Source organism: Staphylococcus sp. 11262D007BW (assembly GCF_053547815.1).
The window spans coordinates 322,209-346,957 of the sequence record NZ_JBPWPJ010000001.1 but is presented as its reverse complement, the minus strand read 5'-3'; the positions used below and the strand labels follow the sequence as shown (position 1 = coordinate 346,957).

General features: G+C 35.6%; 25 protein-coding genes, 1 tRNA gene, 1 other RNA gene and 1 pseudogene. 9 read left to right on the top strand and 19 right to left on the bottom strand.

Going from position 1 to position 24,749, the window contains the following annotated elements; translation table 11 throughout:
* Positions 1–6 precede the first annotated feature (6 nt).
* Positions 7–1,011, bottom strand: coding sequence for a D-2-hydroxyacid dehydrogenase (locus ACEE93_RS01760; RefSeq protein WP_449154637.1), 1,005 nt, complete (start codon positions 1,009–1,011; stop codon positions 7–9).
* Positions 1,012–1,145: 134 nt separating this feature from the next.
* Here ACEE93_RS01760 and ACEE93_RS01755 point away from each other — a divergent pair, with 134 nt between their 5' ends.
* The 4 genes from ACEE93_RS01755 to ACEE93_RS01740 all read left to right on the top strand — a co-directional run bounded on the left by ACEE93_RS01755 (position 1,146) and on the right by ACEE93_RS01740 (position 2,672).
* On the top strand, positions 1,146–1,565 hold the full coding sequence (locus ACEE93_RS01755) for an organic hydroperoxide resistance protein (protein ID WP_449154636.1): 420 nt from the start codon (positions 1,146–1,148) through the stop codon (positions 1,563–1,565).
* Positions 1,566–1,784: 219 nt separating this feature from the next.
* The gene (locus ACEE93_RS01750) at positions 1,785–2,039 is read left to right on the top strand and encodes a hypothetical protein (RefSeq protein WP_449156354.1); all 255 of its coding nucleotides are present in this window, start codon (positions 1,785–1,787) and stop codon (positions 2,037–2,039) included.
* A complete protein-coding gene (locus ACEE93_RS01745) occupies positions 2,014–2,298 on the top strand; it encodes an N-acetyltransferase family protein (RefSeq protein ID WP_449156571.1) in 285 nt (94 codons plus the stop codon). Before ACEE93_RS01750 ends, ACEE93_RS01745 begins: the two co-directional genes overlap by 26 nt.
* A 2-nt stretch (positions 2,299–2,300) precedes the next feature.
* Positions 2,301–2,672: a DUF1722 domain-containing protein gene (locus ACEE93_RS01740; RefSeq protein WP_449154634.1), complete on the top strand. Its 372-nt coding sequence runs from the start codon at positions 2,301–2,303 to the stop codon at positions 2,670–2,672.
* Between the two features lie 314 nt (positions 2,673–2,986).
* On the opposite strand, the gene ACEE93_RS01735 is transcribed toward ACEE93_RS01740, so the two are convergent.
* From ACEE93_RS01735 to ACEE93_RS01675, 13 genes are all read right to left on the bottom strand, one after another.
* Positions 2,987–3,466 carry an N-acetyltransferase family protein gene (locus ACEE93_RS01735; protein WP_449156570.1) on the bottom strand — a complete coding sequence of 160 codons (480 nt, stop codon included), beginning with the start codon at positions 3,464–3,466 and terminating at the stop codon, positions 2,987–2,989.
* A gap of 207 nt (positions 3,467–3,673) precedes the next feature.
* Positions 3,674–4,035, bottom strand: a transfer-messenger RNA (tmRNA) gene (gene ssrA, locus ACEE93_RS01730).
* 75 nt (positions 4,036–4,110) lie between these two features.
* Complete coding sequence (smpB, locus tag ACEE93_RS01725; protein WP_449154633.1) at positions 4,111–4,578, bottom strand: SsrA-binding protein SmpB; 468 nt, start codon at positions 4,576–4,578, stop codon at positions 4,111–4,113.
* Between the two features lie 15 nt (positions 4,579–4,593).
* Entirely contained in the window at positions 4,594–6,951 is a 2,358-nt protein-coding gene (gene rnr / locus ACEE93_RS01720) for a ribonuclease R (protein WP_449154632.1), read from the bottom strand.
* A gap of 36 nt (positions 6,952–6,987) precedes the next feature.
* Complete coding sequence (locus ACEE93_RS01715; RefSeq protein ID WP_449154631.1) at positions 6,988–7,728, bottom strand: alpha/beta hydrolase; 741 nt, start codon at positions 7,726–7,728, stop codon at positions 6,988–6,990.
* Positions 7,729–7,859: 131 nt separating this feature from the next.
* Positions 7,860–8,093, bottom strand: coding sequence for a preprotein translocase subunit SecG (gene secG, locus ACEE93_RS01710; protein ID WP_449154630.1), 234 nt, complete (start codon positions 8,091–8,093; stop codon positions 7,860–7,862).
* A gap of 69 nt (positions 8,094–8,162) precedes the next feature.
* Positions 8,163–8,630 (bottom strand): hypothetical protein, encoded by a 468-nt coding sequence (locus ACEE93_RS01705; protein WP_449154629.1) that lies wholly within the window; start codon positions 8,628–8,630, stop codon positions 8,163–8,165.
* A 179-nt stretch (positions 8,631–8,809) separates the two neighbouring features.
* A complete protein-coding gene (gene eno / locus ACEE93_RS01700) occupies positions 8,810–10,114 on the bottom strand; it encodes a surface-displayed alpha-enolase (RefSeq protein ID WP_449154628.1) in 1,305 nt (434 codons plus the stop codon).
* 142 nt (positions 10,115–10,256) lie between these two features.
* Complete coding sequence (gene gpmI, locus ACEE93_RS01695; RefSeq protein ID WP_449154627.1) at positions 10,257–11,774, bottom strand: 2,3-bisphosphoglycerate-independent phosphoglycerate mutase; 1,518 nt, start codon at positions 11,772–11,774, stop codon at positions 10,257–10,259.
* 2 nt (positions 11,775–11,776) lie between these two features.
* Positions 11,777–12,538, bottom strand: a complete 762-nt coding sequence (tpiA, locus tag ACEE93_RS01690; protein ID WP_449154626.1) for a triose-phosphate isomerase — start codon at positions 12,536–12,538, stop codon at positions 11,777–11,779.
* A gap of 51 nt (positions 12,539–12,589) precedes the next feature.
* Complete coding sequence (locus tag ACEE93_RS01685) at positions 12,590–13,780, bottom strand: phosphoglycerate kinase (RefSeq protein WP_449156353.1); 1,191 nt, start codon at positions 13,778–13,780, stop codon at positions 12,590–12,592.
* A 126-nt stretch (positions 13,781–13,906) separates the two neighbouring features.
* Complete coding sequence (gene gap / locus ACEE93_RS01680; RefSeq protein ID WP_449154624.1) at positions 13,907–14,914, bottom strand: type I glyceraldehyde-3-phosphate dehydrogenase; 1,008 nt, start codon at positions 14,912–14,914, stop codon at positions 13,907–13,909.
* Positions 14,915–14,969: 55 nt separating this feature from the next.
* The gene (locus ACEE93_RS01675; RefSeq protein WP_449154623.1) at positions 14,970–15,992 is read right to left on the bottom strand and encodes a sugar-binding transcriptional regulator; all 1,023 of its coding nucleotides are present in this window, start codon (positions 15,990–15,992) and stop codon (positions 14,970–14,972) included.
* 329 nt (positions 15,993–16,321) lie between these two features.
* On the opposite strand from ACEE93_RS01675, the gene ACEE93_RS01670 reads away from it, so the two are divergent.
* Positions 16,322–16,549 carry a hypothetical protein gene (locus ACEE93_RS01670; protein WP_449154622.1) on the top strand — a complete coding sequence of 76 codons (228 nt, stop codon included), beginning with the start codon at positions 16,322–16,324 and terminating at the stop codon, positions 16,547–16,549.
* Between the two features lie 100 nt (positions 16,550–16,649).
* Here the strand turns inward: ACEE93_RS01670 and ACEE93_RS01665 are convergent, their stop codons facing one another.
* The gene (locus ACEE93_RS01665; protein WP_449154621.1) at positions 16,650–17,426 is read right to left on the bottom strand and encodes a DUF4887 domain-containing protein; all 777 of its coding nucleotides are present in this window, start codon (positions 17,424–17,426) and stop codon (positions 16,650–16,652) included.
* Between the two features lie 204 nt (positions 17,427–17,630).
* Here ACEE93_RS01665 and ACEE93_RS01660 point away from each other — a divergent pair, with 204 nt between their 5' ends.
* The 3 genes and pseudogenes from ACEE93_RS01660 to ACEE93_RS01650 all read left to right on the top strand — a co-directional run bounded on the left by ACEE93_RS01660 (position 17,631) and on the right by ACEE93_RS01650 (position 20,465).
* Positions 17,631–17,756 carry a hypothetical protein gene (locus tag ACEE93_RS01660; protein ID WP_449154620.1) on the top strand — a complete coding sequence of 42 codons (126 nt, stop codon included), beginning with the start codon at positions 17,631–17,633 and terminating at the stop codon, positions 17,754–17,756.
* Between the two features lie 230 nt (positions 17,757–17,986).
* Positions 17,987–18,889 (top strand): TIGR01777 family oxidoreductase, encoded by a 903-nt coding sequence (locus tag ACEE93_RS01655; RefSeq protein ID WP_449154619.1) that lies wholly within the window; start codon positions 17,987–17,989, stop codon positions 18,887–18,889.
* Positions 18,890–18,940: 51 nt separating this feature from the next.
* Positions 18,941–20,465: pseudogene (locus ACEE93_RS01650) on the top strand (M4 family metallopeptidase).
* Between the two features lie 409 nt (positions 20,466–20,874).
* Here ACEE93_RS01650 and ACEE93_RS01645 read toward each other — a convergent pair.
* A tRNA-Arg gene (locus ACEE93_RS01645) sits at positions 20,875–20,946 on the bottom strand.
* A 143-nt stretch (positions 20,947–21,089) separates the two neighbouring features.
* Between ACEE93_RS01645 and clpP the strand changes: the two genes are divergently transcribed.
* A complete protein-coding gene (clpP, locus tag ACEE93_RS01640) occupies positions 21,090–21,680 on the top strand; it encodes an ATP-dependent Clp endopeptidase proteolytic subunit ClpP (RefSeq protein WP_449154618.1) in 591 nt (196 codons plus the stop codon).
* A 39-nt stretch (positions 21,681–21,719) separates the two neighbouring features.
* Here clpP and whiA read toward each other — a convergent pair whose 3' ends face one another.
* From whiA to rapZ, 3 genes are read right to left on the bottom strand one after another with little or no spacing between them, the layout of a single operon-like run.
* Positions 21,720–22,664: a DNA-binding protein WhiA gene (whiA, locus tag ACEE93_RS01635; protein WP_449156352.1), complete on the bottom strand. Its 945-nt coding sequence runs from the start codon at positions 22,662–22,664 to the stop codon at positions 21,720–21,722.
* Positions 22,665–22,696: 32 nt separating this feature from the next.
* On the bottom strand, positions 22,697–23,698 hold the full coding sequence (locus tag ACEE93_RS01630; RefSeq protein WP_449154616.1) for a gluconeogenesis factor YvcK family protein: 1,002 nt from the start codon (positions 23,696–23,698) through the stop codon (positions 22,697–22,699).
* Positions 23,695–24,609, bottom strand: coding sequence for an RNase adapter RapZ (gene rapZ, locus ACEE93_RS01625; protein WP_449154615.1), 915 nt, complete (start codon positions 24,607–24,609; stop codon positions 23,695–23,697). Before rapZ ends, ACEE93_RS01630 begins: the two co-directional genes overlap by 4 nt.
* Positions 24,610–24,749 lie beyond the last annotated feature (140 nt).

Below are 24,749 nucleotides of genomic sequence, written 5' to 3'. Positions count from 1 at the left end.
CAATCCTTACTTCATCACGTTGTTTTTGATCGTATCTCCTTTAATATAAGATAATACATCATCCAATGGAATATCCACTAGATTTTGAACCGCTTCATCTGTAAAAAATGCGACATGAGGTGATACAAGTACATCTTGTCGTTCAATCAAATGATTCAACATCTCATCTTCTACATTCGTATACGTATAGTCTTTTTTAAAATACGGTCCTTCATTTTCATACGTATCTAACGCCACAGTTCTTACAATTCCTGCGTCAAGCGCCTCTATTAATGCAGTCGTTTCCACTACAACACCACGTGCTGTATTAATAAAAATCAGCCCTTTTTGAGCATTACGAAAAACATCACTATTGATAACATATTGATTGTCTTTAGAGCCTGGAATATGTACCGTCAACACATCAATATCTTGAACGAGCGCTTCAACACTATCCACATAATTCACTATTTCCTGTAAATCTGAATCAGGTTGTAAGTCATAACCATAAACTTGCGTTCCAAATCCATGTAAAATTTTAGCCACTCTACTACCAATCCGTCCCGTACCTAATACGCCAACTTTTAATGAAGCTAGCGTTCGACCTTGAATCGCCATATCCCAAGTAAAATTATTTTCAGCGACATTTCGATCAATTTGATGCGTGTGACGCACTAACTCTAAAATGCGTGTCACTGCAAACTCTGCAATAGATTGAGGAGAATAACTCGGTACATTGGAAATGGTGATACCATATTGTTGTGCTGCCTCTAAATCAAACATATCGAAGCCCGCTGAACGTTGTGCGATATGCTGAATACCATGATCAGATAATACCTGTAAATAATCATTATTAAAAGACGTGGTTTGAGAGGTAGATATCCCATCAATTTGAGCCAAAGTATTAAAGTGGCGCTCACCAAATGGTTCTTCCGTTAACTCAACCTTTACTTCATGTTGATGTCTATCTATCCATTGTTGCAGTGCTTTCTTCTCATCTTCCCTAACATCAAATACTTTAATTGTTTTCATTCCATCACCTCGTTATTTTCTGTTAATTCTGAATAAAACAACTATAGCCTATTTATGCCTTTTTGAAAAGATTGGATGATTTAAATATTTTATTTCGGGTATACATCGAACGTAAGCAAAAGGAGGAATTGATAATGGCTACAAATTATGAAACAACTGCTACAAATACTGGTGGACGTAAAGGACATGTTCAAACAGATGACAACACATTAGATTTACAAATTTTACCTCCAGATAAAGCGGATGGTGTAGCAACAAATCCAGAACAGTTATTCGCAGCTGGTTATGCTTCTTGCTTTAATGGTGCATTTGATTTAATCCTTAAACAAAATGGATTTAGAAATGCTGAACCGATTGTCGACTTAACAGTACGTTTAGTAGACGATCCTGATCACAAAAGTCCTAAATTAGAAGTAGATATTCACGGAAAAGTAAAAAATATGGATCAAGCTGACGCTGAAAAAATGATTCAAGAAGCGCACGACTTCTGTCCATATTCAAAAGCAACAAGAAATAACATCGATGTTGATTTATCTGTAGAAGTAGTTGAATAATTTACTCTAACTAAAAATAGATACACATTACCTCAAAGCTTAGTGGTATCACTAAGTTTTGGGGTTTTATTTTGAATATCAGACGCTCACAAGAATAGTATAACTAAAAAATTTGTGGGGTCTATTTAATTTTCAAAAAATTCAAAAATAAATGTTGCAAATAAATCAAAAGTTTCTTATTATTATTAACAAGCGATTATCAAAAGTTGGGGGTTCATTATGATTGAAATTTTAACCGATACACATGCAACTGCATTTCAAAATATCATTATTGAAGCGTATGAAAATGAGCCATTAACGTTTATTCATGAATGTGAATATGATTGCCAGTCCAACAACGAACAATCAATTCAATTTTTACATCCAGATAATCACAAAAATAGTATTGTTTTTGGTGCTTTCATTGATGATACGCTTGTCGGCATTGTACAGTTAGACTACATCCAACATCCAACATCCAACGAAAAAACATAAAGCAACGGTTCAAAGTTTATATGTCACACCTAATCATCGCGGTAATACATTAGGTCATCAACTGATTCAAACGCTCATTCAACATGCTAAAAATGATAAGATTGAACAACTTATCTTAGCCATAGCTTCTAATAATATCCAAGCTAAAGTCTTTTTCAATCAGTTTGGGTTTGAATTTTTAGCAACAGAAGAAGCAGCACGTAAAGTAAATGATCGTTATATCGAGGAACATTGGCTAATCTATAATATAGGTGGTTAACATTGAAAGAAATTACAAAAATTCAGCATTATTGGCATTATCAAAAGTATAATGTCATGATGCGTCAATATCAGGACTATTTATACATTAAATCACTGATTAAAAACGGCATTCGTTACCAAGAGCTGGTTGACGAAATTGAACACTTGTTAAATAAACCTATCGATCACTCATCTTTTATAAATACCTTTCAACATTTATGGGGTTATTTTAAGAAAGAAGCAACTTCAACAGAAAAAGCACACTACATACATTTTTTATCCAACTTAGAAAACGGTAGTACAGATTATCTATCATGTCTTCATTTCATCCAACAACTCACCCGCAACTATCATAACCATTATCTCTATCACAGCGCTATTATAGATTACTAAAGAACCACTCATATATCATTAACACTATCCCAGAGTTATCCAATTTGCAGTTTTTATTGAACTAAATACATTATAGTAGTTTTATCGATCTCCACTTTGCTTCTATAAATATATTAAGACATACGTATGTTGATTATACGACTATAGATGATACGTGTTTGTAACCACTACCTTATTTAAAGGCAGTGGTTTTTATATTTTGATAAAGAGGTACAAGAATAAAAAGCCTACAATCACATAGATTATAGGCTTCTCTATTAAGTCAATAAACGTCTATTGATGTATTTAGAAGTATATCATTTATATGGTGTTATTTACCTTAATAGCAATTGATAGAAACTCAAATCTAACCATTGATTAAACTTATATCCTACTTTTTTAATGTGTCCACATTGCACAAATCCAAATTTTTCATGTAGTTTAATACTACCTATATTTAATGAATCAATGCCAGCTACAATGGTTTTATATCCTTTATTTGTTGCTTCATTAATTAATGCCTCAAGTAAGTGCGATGCTATACCTTCCTTTCTACAGCTTGCATCGACATATATCGAATGTTCAATTGTATTTTGATAGGCAGGCCACTCTCTAAATGCTCCATATGTCGCAAAACCAACCACTACCCCCTGTTTCTCATATACAAAAACAGGTTCTGTTTTACACTCAAGCCAATGCTTTCTATTTTCAATAGTCACCGGTTCATAAGTATATACGGCAGTGGTATTTAATATCGCTTCATTATAAATTTCTGTAATACTTTCCATGTCTTTTTCCTTGGCAAGTCTAATCATCATTATCATTCCCATTTCTTGTACTTAATTTTATTTCATTTTCATCACTTGTTTGCGTAGTATTGAAACATTTTTCGCATCGTTAATGTTAGTGGATTGATCAAATATTATTCTAGCATGAGGCGGTGTTTATTTTTAATTCGTTTTTTTATATTTTGTGCACTTAAAAATAAAAAAAGCCTACAACCACGCGGGTTATAGGCTATAGTATGGAGACGGCGGGATTTGAACCCGCGTCCAGAGGTCCTGATACAAATGTTTCTACGTGTGTAGTCTGTTTGAGCAATTTAACATAATGATTAGAAACAGACAACTGACATTATGCGAGTTTGATTCATCTCTTCTCATCAGACTTCAAACGGCAGTGATGAGCGTATCCTACTAAAGTTGAATCACGTTAACAGCACATAGGCGATGCTGTTAGGTGATGCAGAGTGCCGATTAGGCAGCTGCTGCTAAATTATTGTTAGTTTTGCCAGTTATTATAAACTGTGTGTGTTGATACGGAGACAACCCTCCGACACGCTTCATGAGCTCGGGGGACCCCTGTCGAATCCATAAACGTCCCCTTGATAAGAATGTGCTCCCTCATAAAGCTGAAAGCACATTTAATAATAACAAAAATGGGGTCTTTACGCAATCACTTAATATTTTTGTTTCATTGCACGATCCATATCACGTTTGACTGCTTTTTCTTTTAATGCTTGACGTTTATCATATTTTTTCTTACCGCGTGCAATGCCTAATAATACTTTACAATTACCGTGCTTTAAATACAATTTGAGCGGAATAATCGAATAGCCGATTTCTCTAGTTTGTTCACCGATTTTGAGTATTTCACGTTTGTGTAATAACAACTTTCGAGAACGTCTTGGATCGTGGTTAAATCGATTACCTTCTTCATAAGGTGCGATATGCATATTATGAAGATACATTTCACCACGTTTAACTTGAGCATAGCTATCTTTCAAGTTTGCACTACCGCGACGTATTGATTTGATTTCTGTACCTTGTAACGCAATACCCGCTTCAATCGTATTTTCAATATTATAATCGTGACGTGCTTTACGATTGACTGCTAGTGTGCCTTTTCCTGTTTTAGATTTTGGCATTGTGTGTCACCTCGATTATTTTTTCTTTTTGCGCGCTTTTTTTCTTATCTTTTTACTTTTATAGAATGGCTTATGATTGGTATTACCCTCTTTTTCGCGTTTACGCGCATTTTTACCTTTACGTTGTTTGCGTTTTTTCTTCTTATTCTTAGGATTGTCGAACTTTTTACCTTTTGTTTTGGCTTGAATTGTCGTACCTTTTTCCTTACGTTGGCTTGGACGATTTAAGTCAATTGGCATACCAACGACTTGGAAATCAATTTGACGTTCATCTACATCAACATGAACCACTTTTACTTTAACAGTATCACCAATACGGTAAACTTGCGCTTTGCGTTCACCAATAAGTGCCATCTGACGCTCATTGAAGTGATAGTAATCATCAGTCATGTTTTGCATACTAATGAAACCTTCAATGGTATTTGGTAACTCCACAAACATACCAAAGTTCGCAACTGAGCTAACAATACCTTCAAATTCATCTCCAATATGTTGAATCATGAACTCAGCTTTTTTCAATTCATCTGTATCTCTTTCTGCTTCTACAGCACGACGTTCACGATTAGAAGTATGCTCTGCCATTTCCGGTAAGTGATCTTCCCAGTATTTTATCTCCTTACCATCCATTGAGTTTTCGATTAAATACTTACGAATCAACCGATGAACAATTAAATCAGGATAACGACGTATTGGTGACGTGAAGTGTGTGTAATAATCTGCCGCTAATCCAAAGTGTCCTAGGTTATCACTATCATAATGCGCTTGTTGCATAGAACGTAGCATCATTGTGGAAATGACCATATCTTCTGGACGACCTGCAATTTCTTGACTGATATTTTGTAGTGTTCTCGGATGAATATCTTCGCCAGTCCCTTTTACCATAATGCCGAAGTTTGTTATAAAATCGAAAAACTGTGTTAAACGTTCAGCTTTAGGTTGTTCGTGCACACGATAAATAAATGGTACTTCCTTTTTATTAAAGTGTTCAGCGACTGTTTCATTTGCTGCTAACATAAAGGATTCGATAAGACGTTCGCCTTCTCCACGGTCTCGAGCAACGATGTCTTGAGGGATACCTTCTTCATTCACTTGCACTTTAGCTTCTTTAATATCAAAATCAATTTCGCCACGACGTTTACGCATTTGAATTAAACGGTTAGACAATGTTTGAGCTAAGTCTAACATCGGTGTGATGTCTTGATACTTATCTCGCAATTGTGGATCTTTATCTGTGATAATTTGATTGACTTCTTTATATGTCATTCGTGCATTAGAATGAATGACACTATCGAAAATATCATAGTTCACAACATTGGCTTTCTCGTCAAACTCCATTCGACAGCTTAATGTTAAACGGTCGACATCAGGGTTAAGTGAACAAATACCGTTACTTAAACGATGTGGAATCATTGGTATCACACGGTCCACTAGATAAACACTTGTGGCTCTATCATAAGCTTCCTTATCTAATTGTGAACCCTCTTTAATATAATAACTGACATCTGCAATACTTACCGTCAATTCAATATGACCATTTGGTAAGGATTTAACCGCAATCGCATCGTCTAAATCTTTCGCATCTGCACCATCAATGGTAATCGTTAATTCATCTCGAAGATCTCGACGTTCTGCAATTTCTTCAGGTTGAATTGTATCTGGTACAGCTTCTGCCTCTTTAAGCACTTCATCAGGAAATTCAATTTCAATACCGTGTTGGTAAATAATCGATAAAATATCTACACCTGGGTCATTTTTATGACCTAAGATAGCTGAAATGTGTCCTTCTGGATTATTAGTGCCATCCGAATATTTTGTAATTTGTACAAGTACCTTGTGGCCCTCTACAGCACCTAAGTCTTGACCTTTCGGAATAAAAATATCTTGCATAATACGCTTATCATCTGGAATCACAAACCCAAAGTGACGGGCTTCAGAAAATGTACCGACCACTTGCGTCACTGAGTGTGATTCAATAGATTTAACTTCGCCTTCAACTTTACCACTACGATGGTCACCACGCGATTTTTTCACTTCTACAATAACCGTATCGCCGTCCATCGCTCGGTTGATTTTAGTCGGCGGTATAAAGATATCTTCTAAATCTTGGTCTTCAGGTCTTAAAAAGGCAAACCCTTTCTTATTTTGACTCAATGTTCCTTTAATTAAATGCGGTTGTGACGTTGTTTGTTTCTGATAACGGTCTTTTTTCGTACGTGTGAGTAATCCAGATTGTTCCAATTCCACGAGGACTTTAATTAAGTCGCGAAAAGAATCCGCACTACTTAATCCTAACTCATCTTGAAAATCTGACACGGACATCGGTTCATAGTCAGGGCGTTGTATAATTGATTTAACCTCTTCTTTTAAGTTCATATGCGTCCTCCTTTCTACAGTTTCTTTTTTAAAATTTTATTCTGACCAATCTAGGCCTTCTAAAAATTGATAAACTTCTTCAAAAACTGCTTCTTTTTCTTTATCTATTGTAATAACATGACCAGAGTTTCCATACCAAGATAAATGTTTTTCATCAGACAATGCTTCGTTATAAATAATATTAGCAGAATCTGTATTAATCATTTCATCTTGTTCAGCTTGAATTACAAGTAATGGATCTACTACTTCATCTACTGTTTCGCTGACCTCTTGAATGGTTTGTTGTAATTCTTTGAGTGTGTCAGTTGGATGAAATGCCTTCATTTCTTGGTCGATGGTAGCGTCATCTTTACCTTCATATTTCTTAAAATTACGTGCATATTCTAAAACGCCCTCATACATAGCGCCTTCTGTCTTAATGTACATTGGGGTACACATGGTTACAATACCCTTCACACTACGATTTAAGCTTAATTTAAGTGCAAATACACCACCTAATGATAAACCAGCAACCGCAATTTCATCATAACCTTGTTCAACGAGGTATTCATAACCGTCCAACGCATCTTTGTACCAAACATGTGGACTAGATTTTAAAATATTTTCAGGCGGTTCTGCGTGCCCTTCATAGTGCGGCGCATAAGACGTATATCCTTTTTTCTGTAAGAAACGTCCTAATTGACGCACATCTGAACTATTTCCTGTGAAGCCATGCAATAATAACACAGCACGTTTCCCTTCTTCAAAAAAGAATGGTTTTGGTAGTTGTATTTTCATAAATTAAGTACATCCTTTCAAAAGTATATAGTATTATTTTACCGTTTTAAAGCTTACGTCACAAACAAGGCATAAGTATTAACAATATTTAAAGGCTAGAACATTCAAACATGTCCTAGCCCATAAGCCGTTTACATATTAAAATAACTAATACCTAACATTAATATAAAGAAAATAATAGAAAGTATAATTGTCAATCTATGCAAAAATAAATCAATACCACGTTGTTTTTGTTTACCGAATAACTGTTCAGCGCCACCGCTTATAGCACCTGATAAACCATTACTTTTACCTTCTTGGAGTAAAACAACTGTGATAAGCGCAATACAGTCAATAATCAGTAATACTACAAAAAAAGTATGCATCAGATTGTCCTCCATTCATCATATACGAAAGTTATTCTACCACATTTATAGTGGTTTCTCAACAAACGCTTAGCGATTAAAAGTAGATTTACGCTTAATACTAACGACAATCATCCAAATTGCAAGTAATAATGAACCTACTACCACCACAAAGTAAGGCACTAATGCAAAGAATCCTTTAACATTATATATTGCTGCATAAAGTATAGGTGGATATAATAACGCATTAAATACTTGCGAAACAAAGATAGCCACTAAAAACCACCATAAATAAGGGTGTTGAAACTTCATGGCTAATACACCAGTTGCATAAGCAATGATATAAAGTATACCTGTATAACGAATACTGTTATTAATCCCGTTAATCGCATTTTTTGTTGCGTCGTTTCCAGACTCCGTTAACATGTAACTGATGACATCATTATCTACTATCAACACTTGATGGACAACTAATGCTACCGCAAATATAAATGTAACAATCCCGAGCATTTTACCTGTTGTGTGCGCACGCATTTCAGGGGTTAATTGTTCCGACATATTGGGACTCCTTTATTTAATAATCAGTATATATTATATCAGGTTCTATCCTTAAAGAAAATAAGCGCCTTCTCTTTTTAAAAAGGAAGACACCTTAGACGCTCGCCAGTATACACTTTATTTTAATTAAAAAAGTGGGGCAGTTTAGTTTACCGCCCCACTTTCAAAGTCTTATTGACCTATTTTTCTAAATTATAAAATGAATGTAATCCTTCATATTTTGCAGTTTCATAAAGTTCATCTTCAATGCGTAATAATTGATTGTATTTTGCAATACGGTCTGTACGTGATAATGAACCTGTTTTGATTTGACCAGCATTTGTAGCTACTGCGATATCCGCAATTGTTGTATCTTCAGTTTCACCTGAACGGTGAGATACTACTGCTGTGTAACCCGCTTTTTGAGCCATTTCAATTGCTTCAAATGTTTCTGTTAAAGTACCGATTTGGTTTACTTTAATTAAGATAGAGTTACCGATGTTTTCTTTAATACCTCTTGATAAAATTTCAGTGTTTGTAACAAATAAGTCATCACCAACAAGTTGTACACGGTCACCGATACGTTCAGTTAATAACTTCCAACCGTCCCAGTCGTTTTCATCCATACCATCTTCAATTGTAATAATTGGGTATTTCTCAACGAGTTGTTCTAAATAATCAACTTGTTCTTCTGCTGAGCGTTTAGCACCTTTGTCTCCTTCAAATTGAGTGTAGTCGTAAACGCCATTTTCATAAAATTCTGAGGCAGCACAGTCAAAGCCTAAGAATACATCTTTACCAGGTTCTAAGCCAGCTGCTTTAATCGCTTCAATGATAGTTTCTACTGCATCTTCAGTACCTTCAAATTTTGGTGCGAAACCACCTTCGTCACCAACAGCAGTTACTAAGTCGCGAGATTTCAAGATTTTAGCCAACTCATGGAATACTTCTGCACCCCAACGTAATGCTTCTTTAAATGTTTCAGCACCAACAGGTAAAATCATAAATTCTTGGAATGCAATCGGTGCATCTGAGTGAGAACCACCGTTGACAATGTTCATCATTGGTGTTGGTAATACTGTTGAGTTGAAACCACCTAAATATTTGTATAAAGGTTGATCTAGTAAATCAGCTGCTGCACGTGCTACAGCGATAGATACGCCTAAAATTGCGTTAGCGCCTAATTTACCTTTATTTTCTGTACCATCTAATTGAATCATCATTTTATCGATTGAAACTTGCTCTAATACAGAAAATTCTCCTTCAATAAGTTCAGGCGCAATAATTTCGTTAACATTTTCAACTGCTTTTTCGACACCTTTACCTAAATAACGTGATTTGTCACCATCACGTAATTCTACAGCTTCATGTTCACCAGTTGAAGCACCTGATGGTACTAAAGCACGGCCAAATGCGCCGCTTTCTGTTAATACTTCAACCTCTACAGTTGGGTTACCACGTGAGTCTAATACTTCGCGAGCATATACATCAGTAATAATTGGCATAATTTAAAATCTCCTTTTTGTTAAGATGTCGGAGCTAGGACCTTGCTAGTGCGCACTCAATAAGAGCGGTCCCAACTCCCTTGTTATATACACTGTAAATCTGCTTTCATTATAACTGGTTTCAGATTTACCTGAAAGTTTTTTAATGTTTAATCAGTGATTCACCTGTCATGTCTTCAGGTTGCGTCACACCAAGTAAATCAATCAGTGTTGGTGCTAAATCACCCAAACGGCCTGTGTCACGAAGTTCGACATTGTCTTTCGTTACGATAACAGGGACAGGGTTTGTCGTATGCGTCGTCATAGGTTGATCATCATCTGTTAATACTTCATCAGAATTACCATGATCTGCTGTAATAATCGCATGGCCATCCATTTCTAAGATTTTGTCTACAACCGCACCTAGACACCCATCAACCGCTTCGATTGCTTTAATCGTTGGTTCTAGCATACCACTATGACCTACCATGTCCGGGTTAGCAAAGTTTAGAATAACAAGGTCTAAATCGCCTTTATCTAACTCTTCTAATAAAGCATCGCGAACTTCATATGCACTCATTTCTGGTTTCAAATCGTATGTTGCCACTTTAGGCGAATCAATTAATCGACGACGCTCGCCTTCGAATAAATCGTTCTGACCCCCACTCATAAAATACGTGACATGAGGATACTTTTCTGTTTCAGCAATACGAAGTTGTGTTAATTGATTGTTTTGAGCCACTTCGCCAATCGTATTTTTTAAATCTACTTTTTCAAATACGATGTGCGCATCCACTTGATCATTATATTTTGTAAAAGTAGCGTAGTATAAATCATTCACTTGCTCTACTTTAAAACCATCAAACGCTTTATTTGTAAAGATTTCTGAAAGTTGTGCTGCACGGTCAGGTCGGAAATTGTAAAAGATGACCGCATCTCCATCGTTAACACCATTGTTTTGGCCTTCAACCACAAATGGTTCAACAAATTCGTCAGTTAGGTCGGCTTCATAATTGGCTTCGACACCTGCTTTAGCCGATGGATAAGTTTGTGTATTAAAATTACGAATGGCATCATATGCTTTTTCTTCGCGATCCCAACGTTTATCACGATCCATCGCATAATAACGACCTGCAACTGAGGCAAATTGACCGACACCAATCTCTTGGAATTGTTTTTCTGTTTCATCAATATATTTTAAAGCTGATTTTTGATCCACGTCACGTCCATCTAAAAAGGCATGGACATAAACTTGATCTAAACCTTTTTCTTTCGCTAATTTTAAAATCGCAAATAAATGGTGATAATGACTATGCACACCGCCATCTGATAAAAGACCGAAAATGTGCAGTGCTGAATGATTGTTCAATGCATGATCAATCGATTGATTTAACACATCATTGTTATAGAAGTCGCCCTCTTCAATCGCTTTATTAATGCGTGTTAAACTTTGATACACAATGCGACCTGCACCAATATTCATATGACCGACTTCTGAATTCCCCATTTGACCTTCTGGAAGACCAACATCTAAACCACTAGCTTCAATTTGTGTGGTTGGGTATTTTTCGAAATAACGATCAAAATTAGGTTTATGTGCTTGTTTTACCGCATTACCATGTGTTTCTTCACGATTAGCAAATCCATCTAAAATGATAAGGGCTGTCGGTTGTTTTGCCATAATTATTTTGCACCTTCTAACAATTGAACATAATCCTCTACTTTAAGAGATGCGCCACCAACTAATGCACCATCGATATGTTCTTCTGCCATAAATTCTTTAATGTTATTTGGTTTAACACTACCACCATATTGAATACGTACTGCTTCAGCAACATCTTCGCTTGTTAATTGAGCGATGGTTTGACGCACAGCTTGGCACATTTCATTTGCATCTTTAGCAGTTGAAGATTTACCAGTACCAATTGCCCAGATTGGTTCATAAGCAATGACTACTTGTTTAATTTGATCTTCAGATAATCCTTCTAATGCCTTTTTAACTTGGCCTTCTACAACATCATTAGCTTTACCATTTTCGCGTTCTTCATCTGTTTCACCCACGCAAATGATAGGTGTCATGTTGTGATTGAATGTAGCATGTGCCTTTTTATTAATTTCTTCATCTGTTTCATGGAAAATTTCACGACGTTCTGAATGTCCGATTACAACATATTGTACGCCTAAATCTTCTAATGCTACAGGTGATGTTTCACCAGTAAAAGCACCATTGTCTTCATAATATGTGTTTTGAGCACCGATTTTTAGACCTGGTGCTACACCTTCTTTTGTAAGTGAAATTAAAGCATCTAACTGAATGGTTGGAGCACAAATTACAGATTCAACTGCATTTGTATCTGGTAATTCTGGTAACTCCTTAACAAACGCTTTTGCTTCGTTTACAGTTTTATTCATTTTCCAGTTACCTGCTATAATTGGTTTTCTCAATCGAAACACTCCTTATATATAATGATATCATCTCGTCACGATACTAAAATTTTATTTATCAGCAATGGCTTTGATGCCTGGTAATACTTTACCCTCTAAATATTCTAAAGAAGCACCGCCACCTGTAGAAATGTGTGTGAAGTCATCTTCGAAACCAAGTTGCATTGCTGCTGCTGCAGAATCGCCACCACCAATAATTGTAGTTGCATCTTTTAATTCTGCAATTGCTTCACATACACCAATTGTACCTTTCGCAAAATTGCTAAATTCAAATACACCCATTGGTCCGTTCCATACGACTGTATTGGCACCTTCTAAGTGTTGTTTAAATAATTTAACCGTTTCAGGACCAATGTCCATCGCTTCTTGATCTTCTGGAATTTCATCGATAGATACTGTTGAAATGTCAGCATCGTTAGAAAATTCTTTAGCGACTTTAGCATCTACAGGAAGCACAATTTGGTCACCTGCACGATCTAACAACTCTTTGGCAAAATCAATTTTATCTGCTTCAAGTAGTGATAAACCAATTTCTTTATCTTGTGCTTTTAAGAAAGTATATGCCATGCCGCCACCGATCAATACTTTGTCAGCAATTTTAAGTAAGTTTTCGATGACACCAATTTTATCTGACACTTTTGCGCCACCTAAAATCGCAACAACTGGTTTATTTGGTTGGTTTACAACGCCACCAATAAATTTAATTTCTTTTTCCATTAAGAAACCAGCTACTGTTTCTAAGTTTGAAGCAATACCCACATTTGAGGCATGTTCACGATGCGCTGTACCAAATGCATCATTCACAAAAATGTCTCCTAATGATGCCCAGTGTTTTCCTAATTCTTTATCATTTTTAGATTCTTTTTTACCATCTACATCTTCAAAACGTGTATTTTCAAACATTAATACATCGCCATTGTTTAATGATTCAATCGCATTTTCTAATTTTTCACCGCGTGTTTCAGGAATAAATGTAACATCTTGTCCTAATTTTTCTGATAAACGTTCAGCAACGGGAGCCAATGTTAATGATTCCTTATCGCTTTCTTCTTTGACCTTACCAAGGTGTGAGAATACAACCACTTTGCCACCTTGATCAATAATATGTTTTAACGTTGGTAAAGCTTGTACTATACGGTTATCATTTGTGATTTCTCCGTCTTTCATTGGTACGTTAAAATCTGCACGTACTAATACAACCTTCCCTTTTAACTCTACGTCAGTAACATCTTTTTTTGTCATGATAGATCCCCCTTTTAAGTTTCATTGTTAAAAAAGCGGAGAAGCGATTGTGCTCCTCCGCTTACTACAAAGCTATCTGTTCGTTTGAAGCACATAGAACGTACTTACATAAATGAGTCTATCATATTATTTAGCTTGATTTGCTAAATATTCTAATGTGCGAACTAATTGTGCAGTATATGACATTTCGTTATCGTACCAAGAAGCTACTTTAACTAATTGACGATCTCCTACTGTCATCACACGTGTTTGTGTTGCGTCAAATAATGCACCAAAAGTCATTCCTACTACATCAGATGATACGATCTCATCTTCAGTATAACCGAATGATTCATTTGTAGCATCTTTCATTGCTTGGTTAACTTCTTCAACTGAAACTTCTTTATCTAAGACAACTGTTAATTCAGTTAATGAACCTGTTGTTACTGGAACACGTTGTGCACCGCCGTCTAATTTACCATCAATTTCAGGGATAACTAAACCGATTGCTTTAGCTGCACCTGTTGAGTTAGGAATGATGTTTTCAGCTGCAGCACGTGCACGACGTTTGTCACCTTTTCTATGAGGTGAGTCTTGTGTATTTTGGTCACCAGTATAAGCGTGAATTGTTGTCATTAAACCTTCAACAATACCAAATTTATCATTTAATGTTTGAGCAACTGGTGCTAATGAGTTAGTTGTACAAGATGCACCAGATACAACTGTTTCTGAACCGTCTAATTCTTCATGGTTTACGTTATAAACGATTGTTTTAAGGTCACCTTTACCTGGAGCTGAAATTAATACTTTTTTAGCACCTGCTTCAATGTGTGCTTCTGCTTTTTCTTTATCAGTGAACAAACCAGTACATTCTAGTACTACGTCTACATCTAAATCTTTCCAAGGTAATTTTTTAGGTTCTGGTTCTGATAAGGATTTCACTTCTTTACCATTAACGCGGAAACCACCATCAATAACTTCTACTTCTTCAGTAAAACGACCTTGCATTGTGTCATATTTTAAAAGATGCGCTAACATATCGTCATCAGTTAAGTCGTTTACAGCAACTACCTCGATATCTTCAAATTCTTGAATTCTTCTAAATGCTAAACGTCCAATTCTACCAAATCCGTTGATTGCTACTTTTACTGCCATGCTAATGGCCTCCTTTAAATGATATTTAAAAAGTGAACTCACTTTTTATTTGATGTTATTTTTTATTATTTGCGATAATTTCTGCTGCTGCTTCATCTGTCACTAAAACAGAGTGTTTAGGTGCAAACTGTAAATATGACTTAATCGCATATCCTTTAGATTTTCCACCTGCTACAGCAAAAATATAGGGTTTCGATTGGACATCTTCAAGTTGGATGCCAATCATTTTGACTTTGTGAACAATGTTGCCTTCTTGATTGAAATAATATCCAAAGGCCTCACCTGTTGCTTGATGATGTTGAAGTTTGTCAATGACCTCTGAAGAAGATTGTCTTCTTCTAGCCATTGTCAGCGCATCACCGATACCATGTACAATAAATTGCGATTCTCTAATCTTCTTTAATGTTTGGATTACAGAAGGTTCACTTAACAAATTATTATATGTTTGCTCGCTAACTTGATCCGGAACATATAACGTCGTATATGAACCGTTTGTACGGTGTGCCATAGATGAACAAATCGTATTCGCTTGAAATACAACATTTTCACCTAATCCACCACGAGCAGGGACGAATAATACATTGTAAGGTAACGGCGACATCGCATCACTTACTGATGCCATAGTCGATCCTCCTGTTACCGATACCACGGCTTCCTCAAAAAGTTGCTTTTCTAGAGACTGCCCTGCTATACGACCTAATTCAACTTTAACATTCGAATCTGTATCACTATCTCCCGGAATTACATGCACTTCTTTAATACCATATTGCTCTTTAATCAAACGTGCTAAATGATGATAATCGGAATAACGATTAAAGTAATCATTTAATTGTGATACAACCTCTACGCCATCCGCTGTTAAAGTCATTCCTGTTGACTTCACAAGTATTAACCCTTGCGTCTTTAACAAATCTGTCTCAGAACGTAAAACGCGTTCGGTTACTTTTAGTATGTCGCTTAAGGTACGACGTCCAACAGGTTGTAGTTTTTGAATCGTTGTTAATATTGAATAACGTCGATACATTTTGTCTATCAAGTCAGGCACAATTTTTTGTTGAACTTGAATCATTTTTTTCAAGTGGCAGGCCTCCTTAATAGTGAACAAGATGGTCAACTTAAAGCCAAGGCTAGACATTTAATGTCCCAATCACTTTATAGTTTGTTTCCTGTTTACAATTACATTGTACTACTTTAATGATTGATAAGCAAGTCAAAAACAATCCCAGATAAAATAAACCTGGACACTATTTGACCAACCTATAAATATATTAGAATACAAACGTAACTGAAAGGAATATATTACACATATACACTCATTATTGAAATCATAAACATACTCATAAAATAGTTGATTCTAACTAAAACGTGCTATACAGTGGAACTATTACATAAAAACGAGGTGATACGATGCGTAACAAAGAACCAGAAGTCATTGATCCTGACGATCCACGTTATCGCCATCCAGATGATTTTAATCGTCAACGTAATAATCAGTATGAACATCATCGACCTCAAGGAGGACGCTTTTATTATAAGTCAGTGGGTTGTACGCCTATAGGCTGTTTCCCGGGCTGCCTTTTTTCAATCATCATATCAATTATTCTCACTTTCTTGCTTAATATGCTTTTCTGGTAATAGTAAAATACTTAACCTATATTCTTTTAATGCTTTAAAATACTGTATCAAAAAAGTTGGGACAATGCGTAATTGCCCCAACTTTTTTAGCGTTCAAACATTATTGATTTGATTGGTTAGATTGACCTTGTTGTGATGCGCCTCCACTTTGTTGCGACTGTGATGTTTGAGTAGATTGCGATGACTGTTGTGTTTGTTGTGATTGCTGTATTTGTGGCGAGCGTTGTTGTGTCTGTGGTGATTGTTGCGTTTGTGGTTGTTGTGATGATGCATTTTCTGTAGTGCTAGATTCAGAAGACTGCGGTGCTTGACTTGATGTTCTCTCCTCTGTCTGAGGTGCCTCTCTTGTAGAAGGTTCCTCAGATGATGATTGTTGAGTGCTAGTTTCTTTCGTTGATTGCTTTGTATTATCCTCTTTAGTCTCTTCTTTAGTAGCCGGCTTACTTCTCGGCTGCGCGGATGGTCGCGTTTGTTGCGTTTGAGTCGCATTATTTTGTTGTTGCGTATTATTTTGTGTCTGTGGTTGATTTTGCGTTGAAGATTCTCGTGTTGATTGCGCTTCTTCCATCGACTTTTCTTGCGATCGTTGTTTTGCTTCTATACTTTTTTCTATGCTCTCTTCTTCACGTGAGTCTTTCTGCTTTTTTTCTTTGCTTTCTTTGTCACGTTTAGCCTTTTCCTCTTCAATAGATTGTTCTTTTAGCCGTTCATCACTTCTATTTGATTGATCTACAAATGAAAATATCGCAAAAACTAAGCTTCCAAGTAAGATGAGTATGACGATAATACTTAGACAACCTGTTAATTTTCTCTTTTTACTCGAATTACTATGACGTTCAGTCTCCATACCTTGGTTTGTCCGTTTAGGCGTTGACATGCGCTTCCCTCACTTTATAACAATATAATCTATATTGATACATTATAACAGTATGTGTAAATAAAACTAGTTTTAAATACTTCAAATAGCGTATTATTACAATACCCTTTTTAAAATACTACCAACCACTTTACATAGTGTAACGTGTTTAAATATTTGTGCAAAAGGAATGAACAACTAAAGACATTAAAAGGAGGAAAACAAATGAATCGTATTATTAATATTGTACTTCGTTTTTTTATTTATAGAGGCTTAGGTAAATTAATGAGAAGCTTCTCAAATAGAAACAGCCAAAAAAATACTCAATCACAAAATCAAAATAATCAATAATATAAAAAAGACCTGAATGCTGCATCATTCAGGCCATTACTAAAGGGAGTTCAAATAACCTTCGTTGTATATTATGGGGTATACAGTTAATAAGAGATGTTTTATCTATTTCGAAGGCACTTTTATTATAACGCATTTTGTGAAAAGATAAACATACTTTTATAAGGTCTTCATGACAATTATTTGACTGCTTTTTGTCCAAAAAACGAACGACGAAAGGAGCACGTATTATGACGCATTATTTAATTAGTGGCGGTACTGGTCTTGTAGGAAGTCATATTGTCGACCAACTGCTCAAAGACCCTCAAAATCACATCTATATTTTATCTCGTTCTTCTCATGAATCAGAACATCAACAAGTGTCTTATATCAATTGGGGCGAATCAGGTTGGGAAGCTCAAGTCCCACATATTGATGTAGTGATTAATTTAGCAGGTGCTACATTGAATAAACGTTGGACAGATAAACATAAGCAACTAATGATGACGAGTCGCATTCAATCAACACGCGCACTTTACGATTTGTTTAAAGAGCGCAATGATCAACCTGATGTTTTATTTAATGCAAGTGCAATGGGCTACTACCCACCGTCTAAAAACAATGTTTATACAGAACATGATCGTTTTACACCTCAAGATATCTTATCTGAAATTGTATATCAATGGGAAAATCAAGCTCGTCTCTTTGAGCAATTAGGTACACGTGTAGTCATCGGCCGTTTCAGTCTCATTCTTTCAAGCGAAGGTGGTGCCCTTCCTATGATGAAACTACCTTATCAACTTATGGTAGGTGGACGACTTGGCGATGGCAAACAACCTTACTCTTGGATTCACATCGATGATCTTGTGCAGGCAATACTTTTTCTTATCCAACATCAATCTGCTAATGGCGTCTACAATATGAGTACATCTCATACGCCAAACCAAAATCAATTTGGCAAAATATTAGGTAAGGTTCTTCACAAGCCTCATTATACGTATGTGCCATCATTGATTTTAAAAACCGTATTAGGCGAAATGTCCAAGTTAATATTAAATACACAACATATTGTACCAAAGCGCTTACTGCAAGAAGGATTTACTTTTAAACATTCTGATTTAAAAGAAGCGCTACAACATATTTATAACAAATAAACATAATAAACCTCCTCAATGATTTTAAAAATTATGATATATTTAATTAAAATGAGGAAGTTTACATATGTATAAAAAATTATCCATAGCGACATTCACTTTAAGTTCCATTTTGTTAATGTCTACTCAAGTTACAAAAGCAGAATCTATCACGCCTAATGAGGATTTATATGTTAAAAATCAGCGCGACGTTACTAAAGCGATTGAGCATGTCTCACCTTATAAAGACGTCAAGAATTATCAAAAATATTATAAAATTCAAGACGTTCAAACTGACCATTTAAACTACAAGCACTATACACTCTATCCTAAACACAATAAGCATATCGCTACTGATAGAGAAATTAAGGTACATACTAATCCTGAAGGTCGTGTCACTCTTATCAATGGCGATTTATCTTCACCCGCTATTACACCTTCAAACACAATACAACAATCCAAACAACAAGCACTTGATGCTGCTTTTTCAAGCCTCAATCTTACGGCAAAAGAAGTCAGTAATGGCGAAGATAAAGTAGTCAGAAACAATGAAGTCGTAATTAATGGCCAACAAAAGAAATACGTTTATGATATTGAATTAACATTTATGGCACCTGAAGTCGGTCATTGGCACATTCAAGTGGATGCAGAAACAGGAAAGATTGTAACACAAGAAAACTTAAGTCAAGAAGCCGCGACAACAGGTACGGGCGTTGGTGTAAGAGGAGATAAAAAACAAATTAACATTACTCAAAGTGGTTCAAATTATCAATTAAAAGACGCAACACGTAATGGCGCATTATCTGCTTATCGTTTCAATCCGTCAACTGATCAAGCAAACCTTATCACAGATACTGATACTACATTTAATGCACCTGAGCAAAGACCAGGTGTTGATGCAAACGTGAATGCAGCTAAAGTATATGACTACTTTAAAGATACGTTCAATCGAGATTCCTACGATGGTCAAGGCAGTCCAATCATGTCGGTAACTCACGTTAATACATTTAACGGTACGAACACAACAAATAATGCCGCATGGCTTGGAGATAAAATGATTTATGGCGATGGAGATAATTCCACATATATCAGTTTTGCAGGCGCAGATGATATTATCGCGCATGAATTAACGCATGGCCTTACACAAGAAACAGCTCAACTTGGCTATTCAGGACAAACAGGTGCTCTGAATGAAAGTTTTTCAGATGTGTTTGCCTATTTTATGGACAACGAAGACGATACCATTGGTGAAGATGTATTTAAGTATCGTTCTACACAAAAAGCACTTCGTAGTATGAAAGACCCAACTTTATTTAAACAACCTGCTCATATGGACAACTATGTGAATACATCAAAAGATTCAGGAGGTATTCATACTAATTCAGGTATTCCAAATAAAGCAGCTTATTTAGTAACACAACAACTTGGACAAGACCAAGCAGAGCAAATATACTATCGTGCATTAACAGAATACTTACCATCAAATGCTCAATTTACAGACGCTAAACGTGCTTTAGAACAATCAGCGCTTGATTTATATGGGGAAAAAGAAAAAAATACTATTACAGAAGCTTGGTCACAAGTAGGTGTAAAATAATCACATAAAAGAAAGAGTTTGGGACACACATGACCTCCCAAACTCTTTTTAGTTAGATTTTGATGCGTTATAAAAAGAACAACATATACACAGCGAAGATTAATGCTAAAACACCAATTGTATAATTTAGTACTATTTTGAATTTCGTTAGATTTGTCATATTAATCACCTCATTTTATCCGAGAAGGAGTTGATTACATCCTCAACTATAGTTTAATGATTGAAGTAAGTCTTGCAATCGTTAGCAGTCATTTCGACAGGTTCTGCAATTCTTGCTTCTATTTTTTTAACCACTTTCTTATGATGACCACTGTCACTAAAATATCAGTAATGATATTAAGTATCGTTAATATCTTCGTTTGTTTGTCCATATATCCCCTTTCTAAGTCACGTTGACTGAGTAAAATAACCCCCTCGAGAGGAATCGAACCTCTATTATAAGAACCGGAATCTCATGTGTTATCCATTACACTACGAGGGGTAAATAGTATTAAAAACCAATAACTATTCTACCGTGTATCATGTTAAGGGTCAAATTTAACTGGAAGTAACACTTTATTTTTGACCATTTTTGACTTTTGAGTTAAAATATATCTATACAAAAAGTATTAGGAGGTAAACTGAATGAATTTAATTCCTACAGTTATTGAAACTACAAATCGCGGTGAACGCGCATATGATATTTATTCACGTTTATTAAAAGATCGTATTATTATGTTAGGTTCTGCAATTGATGATAATGTAGCAAACTCAATTGTTTCTCAACTTTTATTCTTACAAGCTCAAGATTCTGAAAAAGATATTTATTTATATATCAACTCACCTGGTGGTAGCGTAACAGCTGGTTTTGCTATTTATGATACTATCCAACACATCAAACCAGATGTTCAAACAATTTGTATCGGTATGGCAGCATCAATGGGCTCATTCTTATTAGCTGCTGGTACAAAAGGTAAACGTTTTGCATTACCAAATGCAGAAGTTATGATCCACCAACCACTTGGCGGTGCACAAGGTCAAGCGACTGAAATTGAAATCGCAGCAAATCACATCTTAAGAACACGTTCAAAATTAAATAAAATCTTATCTGAACGTACAGGTCAACCAATTGAAAAAATCGAAAAAGACACAGATCGCGATAACTTCTTAACAGCTGATGAAGCAAAAGAGTATGGTCTTATCGATGAAGTAATGCAACCTGAAAATTTACAATAATTATCAAAGTGAGGGATAGGCTCGGCCTACCCCTCTTTTTTATAACTCAATTTGTTCGCCATTTCTAATCTTTGTCGCAATTTCATTCAATTTTCTAAGGCGATGATTAATGCCCGATTTCGATATTGCTCCAGTGCTTACCATTTCTCCTAATTCTTTAAGCGATACATCTTGATGTTCAACTCTAAGTTTAGCGACTTCTCTTAAACGATCCGGTAGATTATCCAAACCAATTTCCTCATCAATTAATTGGATACTTTCAACTTGTTTCATCGCAGCACTAACGGTTTTATTTAAATTAGCCGTTTCACAATTAACAAGACGATTAACAGAGTTGCGCATATCTCTAACAATACGCACATCTTCAAATTTTAATAGTGCTTGATAACCACCAATTAAACTTAAGAACTCTGCAATGCGTTCTGCCTCTTTTAAATACGTAATCCAGCCTTTTTTCCGTTCTAAATTTTTAGCATTTAATCCATAACTGTTCATTAATTCCGTTAGCCCTGCTGAATGACTTTCATATAATGAAAAAATTTCTAAATGGTAAGATGACGTTTCTGGATTATTGACAGAACCACCCGCTAAAAAAGCGCCTCTCAAATAACTTCTTCTCATTTCATCATCTTTAACCATTGACCCATCAATATCATGCGTAAACATACCCTCTTTTAAAATACCTACTTCATCTAAAATTTCTTTAGCTTTCGTTTTAATACGACAGATGTAGATATTATTTTTCTTTAACTTCATCTTCTTACGCACGAGTATTTCAACTTCAACCAAAAAGACACGTTTGATTAAGGAATAAATACGACGAGCTGTCGTAGCATTTTCCGTTTGAATGTTGATGACAAATTGTTGATTTGATAAACTGAGCGCTCCATTCATTCGAATTAATGCACTGAGCTCTGCTTTAGCATTGTCATTATCCGTCTCTATCCTTGTCAATTCGTTTTTCATATCTGATGCAAAGCTCATGATTAATCGTTTCCTTTCTATAGCTTATATACTTAATCTTTCTTTTTCTCATTTTTAGGGGTAAACTGAATCGTACTGACTTCTTGTAATGCAATTTCATAAATCATCTTTGCCAATACTTCTGTATGGTGACGTACATAATAATCCTTTGAGACGAGCGCCAAGTTATCCCCCGTAATGACCTTCACGCCCTCTTCTTGTAATTCTTTTTCATTACAATCGACCGGTTTAGCCCCTTCTGAGCGATAACGGTCCAATATTTCTTGATCAAAATCGATTTGATTCGCAATGACAAAATCTAAAACTTTTGCGCCTAATTGACGGTGAATCGCTTGAACATGATCAGTAACGGTATAGTCATCGGTTTCACCTGGTTGCGTCATAATATTAGCAACGTATAACTTTTTCGCATCACTTTTTACAAGTGCTGATGCAATACCATGAACGCAGAGGTTCGATATCACACTTGTATAAAGCGAGCCTGGACCTAACACAATTAAATCCGCTTCAAGCAAGGCTTCAATCGCCTCATCCATCGGTTGTGCATCTGACGGTTCTAAGAAAACACGTTGAATCTTTTTATGTTTCATCGGAATATTCGATTCACCTGACACAATTTCCCCGTCTTCCATTTCTGCATTTAAAGACACACTCGAAATAGTAGAAGGTATAACGCGTCCTTTAATATTTAAAATTTTGCTGAGTTCTTTAATGGCATGTCCAAAGTCTTGCGTAATATTGGTCATTGCCGCAATGAGTAAGTTTCCAAGTGAGTGACCACTAATTTTATTTGCTTCAAAACGATACTGAAATAATGATTCTAAAGTGGGTTCGATATCACTTAATGCCGCTAAAACATTACGAACATCACCTGGGGCAGGGATATCCATTTCATCTCTTATTTTACCTGTACTTCCACCATCATCAGCTACTGTTACAATAGCGGTAATATCAATAGGGTACTGTTTTAACCCTCTCGCTAAAACAGAGAGCCCTGTGCCACCGCCTATCAATACTATTTTCAGTTGTTTCATTTACCTTCGCCACTTTCAATATGCGCATCACGATGATGAACATAAATATTATAATCATATGTTTGTTTCAACTCTTCCGCCAAACGTTGTGCTAATGCGACTGAACGATGTTGACCTCCTGTACAACCAATAGCAATGACAAGTTGTGCTTTGCCTTCTTTTTTGTAACCAGGAATCATAAATAATAATAAATCTAGTAACTTTTCATAAAATGTGTTTGTTTCTTTCCACTTCATAACATAGTTATAAACACTTTCATCCATACCAGTAAGCGGTCTTAATGACTCTACATAATATGGATTGGGTAAAAATCGAACATCAAAAACTAAATCCGCATCAATTTGAATACCGTGTTTAAATCCAAAACTTGATACATTAATCGTGAAAGTAGACTTATTTGTCTTATTAAAGAAAGTGTCTACACGTTTGCGTAATGCTTTTGGAGATAATTGTGTTGTATCAAGAGTATAATTAGCTAAACTTCGAATATCTGATAATAATTTACGTTCTTCATTAATCGCTTCCACTAAAGTTAAATTAGATTGATCTTGTAAAGGGTGTTTCCGTCTTGTTTCTTTATATCGTGAAATGAGTTTGTTTGTCTTAGCATCTACAAATAACACATCGACAATGACATCTTTTCGGCTTTGTACTTTATCTATTTCTCTCACTAAATATTGAAAAAATTCTCTTCCTCTTAAGTCGATCCCTAATGCTACCTTTTGCATTGAAGGGTTACCTTGTTCCATTAATTCAACAAATTTTGATAATAAAATAGGTGGTAAATTATCGACACAGAAATAACCTAAGTCTTCTAAATTTTGAATAACTAATGATTTTCCTGCACCTGATAAGCCTGTCACAATTAATAATTCACTTTTTACAATTTCCTTTTTTTCTTCTTGTTGCATCTCCATCACCCTCCAATATAGTCATTTTTAGTGTAGCTTAAATCCGTCCAAAGTAGTAGCTTTTCTTTTATTTTTTATGTATCGAGGTTGGGACAAAATCCTGCTTTTGGGACACCGTTAATCGGTTTTCCAGAGCATTA